Source organism: Pseudomonas sp. 1L-E-NC-VB-C3 (assembly GCF_057291535.1).
On the sequence record NZ_JBXAWD010000002.1, the window covers coordinates 287,114 to 300,466 of the forward strand.

The window sequence follows — 13,353 nt, forward strand, 5'->3', positions numbered from 1 at the left end:
GGATGCCATGCCGCTCGGGTTCAGTTTTTCTGCTGCACGGTCACAGCATCGGTTTGCCGCCGGTCACGCCGTAGCGCTGGCCGGTAATGTAGCTGGCTTCGTCGGAGGCCAGCAGCACGTAAATCGGTGCGACTTCCACCGGTTGGCCCGGACGGCCGAGCGGGGTGCTGCCGCCGAAGTTCTGTACTTCTTCATCGGGCATGGTCGAGACGATCAGCGGTGTCCAGATCGGGCCTGGGGCGACGCTGTTGACGCGAATTTCCTTCGGCCCGAGCATCTGCGCCAGGCCACCGGTGAAGTTGGCGATCGCGCCTTTGGTGGTGGCGTAGGCCAGCAGAGTCGGCTTGGGCATGTCCGAGTTGACCGAGCTGGTGTTGATGATCGACGAACCGGGGCGCATGTGCTTGATCGCCGCCTGGCAAATCCTGAACATGGCGGTGATGTTCACGTCGAAGGTCATCACCCATTCGTCATCGGGGATTTCCTCGAAGTTTTCGTGGGTCATCTGGAATGCGGCGTTGTTGACCAATATGTCGATGCGGCCAAAGCGCTCGACAGTCTTGTCGACCAGCGCCTGGCACTGAGCCTTCTCGGCGATATCGCCCGGCAGCAGGATGCACTGACGCCCGGCCTGCTCGACCCAGCGTGCGGTTTCCTTGGCGTCTTCGTGTTCATTCAGGTAAGCCACGGCGACGTCGGCGCCTTCACGGGCGAAGGCAATCGCCACCGCGCGACCAATGCCGCTGTCGGCACCGGTGATCAACGCAATCTTGCCGGCGAGGCGGCCGGAACCGACGTAACTTTGCTCGCCGCAGTCTGGATACGGTTCCATCTTGCGTTGCGAGCCGGGCACCGGTTGGGCTTGTTTCGGGAAGGGTGGTTTTGGATAGTCAGTCATCGCAGGGTCTCCTGATTTCAAGTCCAGTGTTCCGGGTTGACCCGGTGGCTTTGCCTTGAGTTCGATCGGATTTGCGCTGGATTGACAGACTGAATGGAACAACTGTGGGAGCTGGCTTGCCAGCGATTGCGGTGCCACAGACAACATCTATGTTGCATGTGAGCCCGTCATCGCTGGCAAGCCAGCTCCCACAAGGGCCAAGTGTTCTCAGGCGTTGCGGCTGGCCAGCGCCCGCTCCATCCGCGCAATCCCTTCTTCCAGCATCGCCCTCGGGCAACCGAAGTTCAAGCGCACGAACTGCTGATGCCGGTCGCCAAAATCGAGCCCGGCACTCAGGCCGACCTTGCCCTGTTCGAGGAAGAACCGCTGCGGATCCGGCAGGTCCAGCGCGGTGCAATCGAGCCACGCCAGATACGTGCCCTGCGGCACATTGATGGTCACGCCCGGCAACCGCGTGCGTACGGCGTTCACCAGCCAGTCGCGGTTGGCCTGCAGGTAGATTTTCAATTCCGCGAGCCAAGGCCCGGCTTCGCTGTAGGCGACGCGGGTGGCTTCCATGCCCAGCGGGTTGACGCTGTCGACCATGCCGCAGCGGGCGTGGTTGACGCGTTCACGCAGCGCGGCGTCCTGAATGATCATGAACGAGGTCTTCAGACCGGCGATGTTGTAGGCCTTGCTCGCCGACATCAGGGTGATCGTGCGTTTGGAAATTTCCGGACTCAGCGATGCGGTGGGAATGTGCACGCGGCCGTCGAAGCACAGTTCGGCGTGAATTTCGTCGGAGATGATCCACGCGTCCTGCGCTGCGCAGATGTCCGCGACTGCCTGCAATTCTTCGCGGGCGAAGACCTTGCCGATCGGGTTGTGCGGGTTGCTCAACAGCAGGGCGCCGCCGCCTTTCAGTGACTCGCGCAGTGCGTCCAATGGCGTGGCGTAAGTGCCATCGGCCTGGGCTTCGAATTGCAGCTCGACCTTGTTCAGGCCCCAATGCCCCGGCGCATGGCGCAGCGGCGGATAGTTCGGCACTTGCACGACGACATTCTGCTGCGCCTGGACCAACGCCTTGAGCGCCATGTTGAAGCCCGATTCCACGCCCGGCAGGAAAATCAGCTCCTGCGGTTTGACCTGCCATGCGTACTTGTTCCACAGGTCGGCGACGATGGCGTCGCGCAGGTTGTCCTGGGCCACGCTGTAACCGAGCAGCGGGTGCAGCAGGCGCTGTTGCAAGGCTTGAACGATGACCGGCGGCGCGGCGAAATCCATGTCAGCGACCCACATCGGCAACACATCGGCCGGGTAGCGGCTCCACTTGGTACTGCCAGTGTGGTGGCGGTCGAACAGCTGATCAAAATCGAAAGTCATGCGCGGTCTCGTCGAGGCGGGTTTGGTTCTGCCGGACATTCTATGCGCAACGCGACCTGTGTGGGAGCGAGCCTGCTCGCGAATACGTCGGGTCAGGCAGCATCGAGTTGGATGACCCAGCGCTTTCGCGAGCAGGCTCGCTCCCACAGGGGGGGGTGTGCACTGGCTGGAAATCCGGGCCAGACACCCGACGGTCGGTTTTCACACAATCGGCAAGGTCTTTGTCTACAGTGAAAAAGTCGGCGTCAAGGCGTCGCAACCGTGATTGTCCAGATAAAGCCCGGCGCAAGTACCGGGTTCCACCTGATCAGGAGTGCACGATGGATCTCAGCCGTCGTCAGTTCTTCAAGGTCGCCGGTATCGGCCTTGCAGGCTCAAGCCTGGGCGCGTTGGGCATGGCCCCGACGGCGGCCTTCGCCGAGCAGGTGCGTCACTTCAAGCTCGCCCACACCCGTGAAACCCGCAACACTTGCCCGTATTGCTCGGTCGGTTGCGGTTTGATCATGTACAGCCAGGGCGATGCCGGCAAGAACGTGGCGCAAAACATCATTCACATCGAAGGCGACGCCGACCACCCGGTCAATCGCGGCACGCTGTGCCCGAAAGGTGCGGGCCTGCTCGACTTCATTCATAGCCCCGGCCGCTTGCAGTACCCGCAAGTGCGCAAGCCCGGCAGCAATGAATGGACGCGCATCGGCTGGGACGAAGCCCTCGATCGCATCGCCGACCTGATGAAGGCCGACCGCGACGCCAACTTCATCGAGAAAAATGCCAACGGGCAAACGGTGAATCGCTGGCTGACCACCGGTTTTCTCGCGGCATCGGCGGCATCCAACGAAGCCGGCTACATCACTCAGAAGGTGATTCGCAGCCTCGGTCTGCTGGGGTTCGATAACCAGGCGCGTGTCTGACACGGCCCGACGGTGGCAAGTCTTGCCCCGACGTACGGCCGTGGTGCCATGACCAACACCTGGACCGATATCGCCAACGCGAATCTGATCCTGGTGATGGGTGGCAACGCAGCAGAAGCGCATCCGTGCGGCTTCAAATGGGTGACCGAGGCCAAGGCGCACAACGCCGCGCGGCTGATCGTGGTCGATCCGCGTTTTACCCGGACCGCTTCGGTGGCCGACTATTACGCGCCGATCCGTACCGGTACCGACATCGCCTTCATGGGCGGGTTGATCAATTACCTGCTGACCGAGGACAAGATCCAGCACGAATACGTGCGCAATTACACCGACGTGTCGTTCATCGTCAAAGCCGGTTATGGCTTCGAAGACGGCCTGTTCAGCGGCTATGACGCGGAAAAACGCAGCTACACCGACAAGTCCGGCTGGGGCTACGAATTCGCCGAGGACGGTTTCGTCCGCGTCGACCCGACCCTGCAAGACCCGCGCTGCGTCTATCAACTGATGAAGCAGCATTACAGCCGCTACAACATCGACCTGGCCAGCCAGATCTGCGGCATGCCCGTCGACGCGATGCAGAAAATCTGGGAAGAGATCGCCACCTGCTCGACACCGGGCAAGACCATGACGATTCTCTACGCGCTCGGCTGGACGCAGCACTCGATTGGCGCGCAGATCATTCGCAGCGCGGCGATGGTGCAATTGCTGCTGGGCAACGTCGGCATGCCCGGCGGTGGCGTCAATGCGCTGCGCGGGCACTCGAACATCCAGGGTCTGACCGATCTCGGCCTGCTGTCCAACGCCTTGCCCGGCTACCTCACGCTGCCCAGCGACAGCGAGCAGGATTACGGTCAGTTCATCTTCAAACGCACGCAGGTTCCGCTCAGACCGGGGCAGCTTTCGTACTGGCAGAACTACAGCAAATTCCACGTCAGCCTGATGAAATCCTGGTACGGCGCCAACGCCACCGCCGAGAACAACTGGCTGTTCGACCATTTGCCGAAGCTCGACATCCCCAACTACGACGTGCTGAAAATGTTCGATCTGATGAGCCAGGGCAAGGTCAACGGCTACTTCTGCCAAGGCTTCAATCCGATCGCTGCGTTACCGGACAAGAACCGCGTGATGGGTGCCTTGGCCAAACTCAAGTGGCTGGTGGTGATGGACCCGCTCGCCACGGAAACCTCGGAGTTCTGGCAGAACGTCGGGCCGTACAACGACGTGAAAACCGCTGAAATCCAGACCGAAGTCATTCGCCTGCCGACCACCTGTTTTGCCGAGGAAGACGGCTCGCTGGTCAACAGCAGCCGCTGGCTGCAATGGCACTGGAAGGGTGCCGACGGCCCCGGCGAAGCACAGACCGACATTCGCATCATGAGCGAATTGTTCCTGCGCCTGCGCCAGCGTTATCAGAGCGAGGGCGGCAAGTTTCCTGATCCGCTGCTGAAACTGTCGTGGCCGTACAAGATCCCCGACGAGCCTTCGCCGGAAGAACTGGCGCGGGAGATCAACGGCACCGCCGTCAGCGATTTCACCGATGCCAGCGGCGTCACGGTCAAGGCCGGTACGCAACTGGCCGGCTTCGGTTTGCTCAAGGATGACGGCAGCACCGCGTCCGGTTGCTGGATTTTCGCCGGCAGCTGGACCGAGGCCGGCAACCAGATGGCCCGGCGCGATAACGCCGACCCATTCGGCATGCACCAGCATCAGGGCTGGGCGTGGGCGTGGCCGGCCAATCGGCGGATTCTCTACAACCGCGCCTCGGCGGACCCGGCGGGCAAACCGTGGGACCCGAAAAAACGACTGGTGTGGTGGAACGGCAAGGCCTGGACCGGCACCGATGTGCCGGACTACAAGGCCGACGTGCCGCCGGAAGCCGGGATGAACCCGTTCATCATGAACCCCGAAGGCGTCGCGCGGTTCTTCGCCGTCGACAAGATGAACGAAGGCCCATTCCCCGAACACTACGAGCCGTTCGAAACGCCGATCGGCATCAACCCGCTGCACCCGCAGAACAAGAAGGCCACCAGCAACCCGGCGGCGCGGATCTTCGATTCGGTCTGGGAAACCCTCGGCGAAGCCAAGGACTTCCCGTACGCCGGCACCAGTTATCGGCTTACCGAGCATTTCCACTTCTGGAGCAAGCACTGCAAGTTGAACGCGATTGCCCAGCCTGAGCAGTTCGTTGAAATCGGCGAGGTGCTGGCGAACGAGAAGGGCATTGCTGCCGGTGATCGGGTGCGGGTCAGCTGCAAGCGCGGGTTTATCGAAGCGGTGGCGGTGGTGACGAAAAGGATCCGGCCGCTGCAGGTCAACGGCCAGGTCGTGCATCAGATCGGCATCCCGCTGCACTGGGGGTTCACCGGCCTGACCCATCACGGTTACCTGACCAACACCCTGGTGCCGTTCCTCGGCGATGGCAACACTCAGACCCCGGAATCCAAGTCATTCCTGGTCAACGTGGAGAAACTGTAAATGGCCAGCCAAGACATCATTGCCCGCTCGGCCACCACCACCGTGCCGCCGTCGGTGAGGACCCAGCAGGGCGTTGCCAAGCTGATCGACACGACCAAATGCATCGGTTGCAAGGCCTGCCAGGTCGCCTGCTCGGAATGGAACGAGCTGCGCGACGAGGTCGGCCACAACCACGGCACCTACGACAATCCGCAGGATCTGACGGCGGATTCGTGGACGCTGATGCGCTTCACCGAGCACGAAACCGACGCCGGTAACCTCGAATGGCTGATCCGCAAGGACGGCTGCATGCACTGCGCCGAGCCCGGTTGTCTGGCCGCGTGCCCGAGCCCCGGGGCGATCATTCAGCATGCCAACGGCATCGTCGATTTCGATCAGGACCACTGCATCGGTTGTGGCTATTGCATCACCGGTTGCCCGTTCAACATTCCGCGCATTTCGCAGAAGGATCACAAGGCCTACAAATGCACACTGTGTTCCGACCGGGTGGCGGTCGGGCTGGAGCCGGCCTGCGTGAAAACCTGCCCGACCGGCGCGATCGTCTTCGGCACCAAGGAAGACATGAAAGAACACGCCGCCGAACGCATCGTCGACCTGAAAAGCCGTGGTTTTGAAAACGCCGGTCTGTACGACCCCGCTGGCGTGGGCGGCACCCACGTGATGTACGTGCTGCATCACGCCGACACGCCAAAAATCTATGCAGGTTTGCCGGACCATCCGGCGATCAGTCCGCTGGTGGATTTGTGGAAAGGCATCAGCAAACCCCTCGGCCTGTTGGCGATGGGTGCGGCGGTGCTGGCCGGGTTCTTCCACTATGTGCGCATCGGCCCGAACCGTGTCGAGGAGGATGAACACCCGACGCCACCCGATACCTCGGTGCACGTGGTCGACCCGGCGGTGCACACCTTCGATCCACGCGGGGAGGAGCGGCCATGAGCAACAAGACGATCTTGCGTTACAGCGCCAACCAGCGCACCAATCACTGGCTGGTGGCGATTCTGTTTTTCATGGCCGGGTTGTCCGGGCTGGCGTTGTTTCATCCGTCGCTGTTCTGGCTCAGTAACCTGTTCGGCGGCGGCACCTGGACGCGGATCCTGCACCCGTACATGGGCATCGCCATGTTCGTGCTGTTTCTCGGCCTGGTGTTCAGCTTCTGGCGCACCAACTTTTTCATCGCCAATGATCGCCAGTGGCTGCGGCGGATCAACCGGGTGATGGTCAACGACGAAGAAAGCGTGCCGCCGGTAGGCAAATACAACGCCGGGCAGAAGTTGCTGTTCTGGACTTTACTGCTGTGCATGCTCGCGTTGCTGTTCACCGGGCTGGTGATCTGGCGCGCGTGGTTCAGCGCGTACTTCGGCATCACCACCATCCGCTGGGCCATGCTGTTGCATGCGCTGGCCGGGTTCGTGCTGGTGCTGAGCATCATCGTGCACATCTACGCCGGTTTGTGGATCAAGGGTTCGGTCGACGCCATGCTGCATGGCTGGGTCAGCCGGCCGTGGGCGAAGAAACACCATGCACTGTGGTACCGCGAGGTGACCCGCGACGAACAGCCTCGGGACGTGTCCGAGCGACCGCTGACGAAAAAGGGCTGACTTTTGGCAAGCATTCTTGAACCTGGGGAAATCGAGGCGGCGGCCAGTTCGCCGCCGTTTCTGCATCTGCCGCCACGTAACCTGTTTGCCCTGCGCGCTGAGCGCCTCGAGCGTCTGGCCGAGGGCAATGGGTTGGCGGATTATCTGCGGCTGATGGCCGAGTTGTGCCGGGCGCAGCAGCAGGTCTTCGACGATCCGCCGCTCACCGCGCCGTTTGATGCGCAGCGTTTCGAAGCCTGTCAGCAGCACGGTCTGCCACCATTCGCGGCAGATGCCCTGGTGCGCGAAGATGCCTGGCAGCCGTGGCTCGACGCCTTGCTGCAGCACGATGCGCCAGCGCGTCAACCTGCAGTGATCGACGCGCTGGACAGTCTGCGCGCCGCAAGCCCCGGCCAGTTGCGCGCGTGGGCGGTGGCGCTGGTCAGCGGTCAGTATTCGCTGGTGCCGGCGGCGCTGGTGCCGTTTCTCGGCGCGGCGCTGCAAACCGCATGGAGCCACTGGCTGCTCAGTGTGCCAAATCTGCAACTCAAGCCTGGCGACAGCCTCAGCCAATGCCCGGCCTGTGGTTCGCCGGCCATGGCCGGGGTGATTCGCCATCGCGGCAAGCACAACGGTTTGCGCTATCTGGTGTGTTCGCTGTGCGCCTGCGAATGGCATGTGGTGCGGGTCAAGTGCGTGTATTGCGAGCAGAGCAAGGGCCTTGAATATCTGAGCCAGGAAGACGACCGGCACAGCGCCGAGCAGGCACCGCTGCGCGCCGAAGTCTGCCCGAGCTGCGACAGCTACCTGAAATTGCTCTATCTGGAGAACGACGCCGAAGCCGAGGCGTTGTCGGCGGATCTCGGCAGTTTGCTGCTGGACATGCGTCTGGCCCAGGACGGCTATCAGCGTCTGGCGCCCAATCTGTTGCTGGCGCCGGGGGACGAATGACGAGAGCAAAACTGTGGAAGGGGGTGTGCTCCCAAAGGTTTTTGTGGTGACCAACAATGTCCATTCCACCCCGAATCCCTGTGGGAGCTGGCTTGCCAGCGATTGGTCGGCACATCCACCGCCTTCTTTGACTGACCCACCGCAATCGCTGGCAAGCCAGCTCCCACAGACTTCTGTGCCGAATCACAAAGCCCGGTCAGCCCCGGATTTCCCTGTGGGAGCGAGCCTGCTCGCGAAGGCGTCGTTTCAGACACATCATCTTTGACTGACTTACCGCATTCGCGAGCAGGCTCGCTCCCACAGTTTTTTGTGGTGACCAACAATGTTCATTCAACCCCGAATCCCTGTGGGAGCTGGCTTGCCAGCGATTCAATCGGCACATCCACCGCCTTCTTTGACGGACCCACCGCAATCGCTGGCAAGCCAGCTCCCACAGACTTCTGTGCCGAATCACAAAGCCCGGTCAGCCCCGGATTTCTCTGTGGGAGCGAGCCTGCTCGCGAAGGCGTCAGGTCAGCCACATCCACATTGACTGACACACCGCTTTCGCGAGCAGGCTCGCTCCCACAGGTTTTTGTGGTGACCAACAATGTTCATTCCGCCCCGAATCCCTGTGGGAGCTGGCTTGCCAGCGATTGGTCGGCACATCCACCACCTTCTTTGACGGACCCACCGCAATCGCTGGCAAGCCAGCTCCCACAAGTCTATGTGCCGAATCACAAAGCCCGGTCAGCCCCGGATTTCCCTGTGGGAGCGAGCCTGCTCGCGAAGGCGTAAGGTCAGCCACATCCACACCAACTGACACACCGCATTCGCGAGCAGGCTAGCTCCGGCAGTGCGTCTACACTTCTGAAACCCTTTTGGGAGCAAGCTTGCTCTCAAAAGGGATTGTTTCAGTGAAATCAGGAGTGGCTGATGTCTTCCAGCGTTGCCCTGCGGTTGCCGTCCATTGATGGGTTGTTGCGTCATCCGGCGTGCGCGCCGTTGGCCGAGCGTTACGGCCGGGATTCGTTGCTGACTGGCCTGCGTCAGTTGCTTGATGAGCTGCGGCCCGGCGTATTGAGCGGGCAATTGGCGGCCGTGGAGATCGGCCCCGAAGTGCTCGCCGGCCGCGTCGGCGAACGCTTGGCGCAACAGCAGCGCAGTCAGGTGCGCCGGGTGTTCAACCTGACCGGCACGGTGCTGCACACCAATCTCGGCCGCGCCCTGCTGCCCGAAGAAGCCATCGAAGCAGTGCAAACCGCCGCACGCTATCCGCTCAATCTCGAATTCGATCTGGGCAGCGGCAAGCGCGGTGATCGGGACGACCTGATCGAAGGCCTGATCCGCGAACTGACCGGCGCCGAAGCCGTCACCGTGGTCAACAACAATGCCGCCGCCGTGCTGCTGACCCTCAACAGCCTCGGCGCGCGCAAGGAAGGCATCATCTCGCGCGGTGAGCTGATCGAAATCGGCGGCGCTTTCCGCATCCCCGACATCATGGCCCGGGCCGGCGTGCGCCTGCACGAAGTCGGCACCACCAACCGCACCCATGCCCGGGATTACCAAGCGGCAATCGGTCCGCGCAGCGGTTTGATCATGCGCGTACATGCCAGCAATTACAGCATCGAAGGCTTCACCGCGCGAGTGGCGACCGCCGAGTTGGCTGAACTGGCGCACGCCCATGGCTTGCCGTTGCTGGAAGATCTGGGCAGCGGCAGTCTGCTCGACCTGACGCGCTGGGGCCTGCCGGCGGAACCGACGGTGCGTCAGGCATTGCTCGATGGCGCCGACATCGTCACCTTCAGCGGCGACAAATTGCTCGGCGGGCCGCAGGCCGGGTTGATCGTCGGGCGCAAAGAACTGATCGCGAAGATCAAGAAGAATCCACTGAAGCGCGCACTGCGGGTCGATAAATTGACCTTGGCCGCGCTGGAGGCGGTGCTCGGTCTGTACCGCGATCCGGATCGCCTCGCCGAGCGTCTGCCGAGTCTGCGCCTGCTGACCCGGCCCCAGGCCGACATTCATGCTCAGGCTCTGCGTTTGCAACCGTTGCTCGCCGATGTGTTGGGCGAGGTCTGGCAGGTCAGCGCGGTCGAGGCGTTGGGCATGATCGGCAGCGGCAGCCAACCGGTGGCGCGCTTGCCGAGTGCAGCGCTGTGTTGCCGCCCGCAAGTGTCCAAGCGCTGGCGCGGGCGTTATCTGCTCAATCTCGAAGCAGCGTTGCGCGGTTTGCCGATCCCGGTGCTCGGGCGAATCGGCGACGATGCGCTGTGGCTGGATCTACGCCAGCTCGACGATGAGCCAGCGTGGCTGGCGCAGTTGCCGCAATTGCAGGTCGATCCGTGATCGTCGGCACGGCGGGGCACATCGACCACGGCAAGACTTCGCTGTTGCAGGCGCTGACCGGGCAAACCGGCGACCGCCGCCCGCAGGAGCGCGAACGCGGCATGACCATCGATCTCGGTTATCTCTACGCCGAACTCGCAGCGGGCTCCGGGCTGACCGGCTTCATCGACGTGCCCGGCCACGAAAAATTCACCCACAACATGCTCGCTGGTGCGCAGGGCATCGATCTGGTGTTGCTGGTGGTCGCGGCCGACGACGGCGTGATGCCGCAGACCCGCGAGCATCTGGCAATCGTCGAACTGCTCGGCATTCCCCGCGCCCTGGTGGCGATCACCAAATGCGACCGGGCGGGAGCGGGCAGGGTGGAAGAGGTGCAGCGCCAGGTCCTGGACCTGCTCGCGCCCGGACCATTTGCTGATGCGCCGATTTTTACCGTGTCGAGCTTGAACGGGCAGGGCGTCGATGAGTTGCGCGCGGCGTTATTGCAGTCACACAACGAGGTGCAGGCGCGCGGTTGCGAAGGCGGCTTTCGTCTGGCGATTGATCGGGCTTTCAGCGTCGCGGGTGCGGGGATCGTGGTCACGGGCACCGCGCTGTCGGGCACAGTTGCGGTCGGCGAAAAACTGGTTCTGGCGCCTGCCGGCAAATCGGTGCGCATCCGTGGCCTGCACGCGCAAAACCAGGCCGCCGAACAGGCCTTCGCCGGCCAGCGCGTGGCGCTGAACCTCAGCGGCGAACGTCTGGAACTGACGCAGATCCACCGTGGCCAATGGCTGCTGGCGGACTGGCTGCACGCCCCGACCCAGCGCGTCGACATCGACTTTCAGCTGTTGCCGGGCGAGCGCACCTTTGAACACTTCCACCCGGTGCATCTGCACCTCGGCACCCAAGATGTCATCGCCCGCGTCGCTTTGCTGCAAGGCCCGCGCCTGAGCCCCGGCGAGCGCATGTTCGCGCAACTGCTGATCAACGCGCCGGTGCACGCAATGAATGGCGATCGATTGATCCTGCGCGACGCCAGCGCCCAGCGCACATTGGGCGGCGGTGTTGTGCTCGACCCATTCGCTCCGGCACGCCAACGCCGCAGCCTGGAACGCCTCGCGCAACTGCAAACCCTCGGCCTCAGCGTCAGCCTCGAACAGGCCCTGCCGGCACTGCTCAATCACAGCCCCGGCGGCCTCGACCCGCAACGCCTCGAACGCCAGTTCAACCGCCCGCGCGCGCAGTGGACGCTGGCGGACAACATCCGTCTGATCGACACCCGCCAAGGCCCGCTGCTGTTCAACGTGCAGCGCTGGGGCCAGTTGAAATTCACCTTGCTCGAGCAACTGGCGCGATTCCACGAACAGGAACCCGACCAGATGGGGCCGGACCGCGATCGCCTGCGCCGCTTCAGCGCGCTGGCACTGGAACGCTCGACGTTCATCAGCCTGCTCGAAGAACTGCTCAACGCCGGCTCCATCCTCGCCAGCGGCCCCTGGCTGCACCTGCCCGACCATCAGGTGCGCCTGAATGCCGACGACGAAATCCTTTGGCAGCAATTACAGCCGTTGTTCGAAGAGGCCGGTTTCGACCCGCCGTGGGTACGCGACGCCGCGAAAATGCTCGGCGAAGACGACGCCAGCGTCCGCCTGCTGCTGCGCAAACTCGCACGGCTGGGCCTGATGCACCAGGTGGTGCGCGACCTGTTTATCAGCGACATCGTCCTGCGGCAAATGGCGGCGCTACTGCTGAAACTCGCCGAAGAAAATCCAGCGATTGAGGTGACAACTTTCCGTGATGCGCTAGGCTTGGGACGCAAACGCTGTATTCAGTATCTGGAATATTTCGACCGACTCGGCCTGACCCGCCGGCTCGGCGAATCCCGCCAGATCCGCCCCGACAACGCGCTGGCTGACGCCTGCGCACCCTGAGTTCAGGAAGACAATCGCGCCCGGTGGCGCGGCCGGGCTTCAAACCCGGTTGGGGACGGCATCCGTTCCCGGGCAGGTTCGACTCCGGCTGTCTTCCGCCAGTTTCTCAAAAGCAAAGATCGCAGCCTTCGGCAGCTCTTACATCGATTTGTAGGAGCTGCCGAAGGCTGCGATCTTTTGATTTTCGGTGATACGAGAAGGTTAGAGATTATGCTGCGCTTCCATCCGGTCATGCAAAATTCTGATTATCGCGATCCCATAGGCGGTGATTCGAAAATAAATCACGTGACTCTCCACGCTGCAGCGTCGGTAACCGGGGCGGATCGCGTCGCATGCGGGTGCTGTTTTGGGACGATCAGCCAACTGCTCGAAAGACGCAGTCAGGATGTCGATGTAGCGATTGGCCTGATCCAAACCCCATTGTTGAGCTGTATAGGCCCAGATAGCCTCAAGATCCACTTCGGCGGCGGGGGAAGTCGGTATTCAGCCATGTGCTCTCAACATTCTCTTTTTGAAAGCATCAGCATCGAATGGCCGGGGGGCACCACTGGATTCTCCTTCTCGAAGGGCTGCGCGGACGGTTTCCAGTTCAGCGTTTCGCTCTTGCTCTCGACGGATCAAATCGCGGATATATTCGCTGTCGTTGGTGTAATGTCCCGCTTCTATTTGAGCTTTGATCCAATGGTCTTGCTGGTCAGTCACGGTTATGGTTTTGCGTACGGTAGCCATGATCGGGCCCTTTGCGGATGGCGAACTTTGCGCAAATTATCATACTAATGGTGCGCTAACGAGTATGAGCCTAGCCGTTACAAGAACGAATCACAGCCTTCGGCAGCTCATGCGTATATCACTCGAACTGCCGCAGGCTGCATTTTCAGACCCGCAACCGAATCTGCTGCCCGAGCACATCCATCGGGTTAAATAATCCTTCCCCTTTG

At 62.2% G+C, this 13,353-nt stretch carries 9 protein-coding genes, 1 tRNA gene and 1 pseudogene; 7 read left to right on the forward strand and 4 right to left on the reverse strand.

Features of this window, described 5'->3' with window-relative positions; genetic code table 11:
• Positions 1-40 precede the first annotated feature (40 nt).
• Entirely contained in the window at positions 41-898 is an 858-nt protein-coding gene (locus AC0Z5Z_RS04645) for a glucose 1-dehydrogenase (RefSeq protein WP_016774822.1), read from the reverse strand.
• A gap of 207 nt (positions 899-1,105) precedes the next feature.
• On the reverse strand, positions 1,106-2,260 hold the full coding sequence (locus tag AC0Z5Z_RS04650) for a MalY/PatB family protein (protein WP_460061464.1): 1,155 nt from the start codon (positions 2,258-2,260) through the stop codon (positions 1,106-1,108).
• Positions 2,261-2,580: 320 nt separating this feature from the next.
• Between AC0Z5Z_RS04650 and fdnG the strand changes: the two genes are divergently transcribed.
• From fdnG to AC0Z5Z_RS04685, 7 genes are all read left to right on the forward strand, one after another.
• The gene (gene fdnG / locus AC0Z5Z_RS04655) at positions 2,581-5,646 is read left to right on the forward strand and encodes a formate dehydrogenase-N subunit alpha (RefSeq protein WP_485610761.1); all 3,066 of its coding nucleotides are present in this window, start codon (positions 2,581-2,583) and stop codon (positions 5,644-5,646) included.
• A complete protein-coding gene (gene fdxH, locus AC0Z5Z_RS04660; RefSeq protein ID WP_039761499.1) occupies positions 5,647-6,582 on the forward strand; it encodes a formate dehydrogenase subunit beta in 936 nt (311 codons plus the stop codon).
• A complete protein-coding gene (locus AC0Z5Z_RS04665) occupies positions 6,579-7,244 on the forward strand; it encodes a formate dehydrogenase subunit gamma (protein WP_305380834.1) in 666 nt (221 codons plus the stop codon). The genes fdxH and AC0Z5Z_RS04665 overlap by 4 nt, the downstream gene beginning before the upstream one ends.
• 3 nt (positions 7,245-7,247) lie before the next feature.
• On the forward strand, positions 7,248-8,174 hold the full coding sequence (gene fdhE / locus AC0Z5Z_RS04670; protein WP_485610762.1) for a formate dehydrogenase accessory protein FdhE: 927 nt from the start codon (positions 7,248-7,250) through the stop codon (positions 8,172-8,174).
• Positions 8,175-9,089: 915 nt separating this feature from the next.
• On the forward strand, positions 9,090-10,502 hold the full coding sequence (gene selA, locus AC0Z5Z_RS04675; RefSeq protein WP_485610763.1) for an L-seryl-tRNA(Sec) selenium transferase: 1,413 nt from the start codon (positions 9,090-9,092) through the stop codon (positions 10,500-10,502).
• Positions 10,499-12,415, forward strand: coding sequence for a selenocysteine-specific translation elongation factor (gene selB / locus AC0Z5Z_RS04680; RefSeq protein WP_485610840.1), 1,917 nt, complete (start codon positions 10,499-10,501; stop codon positions 12,413-12,415). The genes selA and selB overlap by 4 nt, the downstream gene beginning before the upstream one ends.
• A gap of 5 nt (positions 12,416-12,420) precedes the next feature.
• Positions 12,421-12,516 (forward strand) — tRNA-Sec (locus AC0Z5Z_RS04685).
• Between the two features lie 100 nt (positions 12,517-12,616).
• On the opposite strand, the pseudogene AC0Z5Z_RS04690 reads toward AC0Z5Z_RS04685, so the two are convergent.
• Both AC0Z5Z_RS04690 and AC0Z5Z_RS04695 read right to left on the reverse strand, forming a co-directional pair.
• Positions 12,617-12,906: pseudogene (locus AC0Z5Z_RS04690) on the reverse strand (type II toxin-antitoxin system RelE/ParE family toxin).
• A complete protein-coding gene (locus AC0Z5Z_RS04695; RefSeq protein ID WP_016770738.1) occupies positions 12,899-13,144 on the reverse strand; it encodes a type II toxin-antitoxin system ParD family antitoxin in 246 nt (81 codons plus the stop codon). The pseudogene AC0Z5Z_RS04690 and the gene AC0Z5Z_RS04695 overlap by 8 nt, the downstream one beginning before the upstream one ends.
• Positions 13,145-13,353 lie beyond the last annotated feature (209 nt).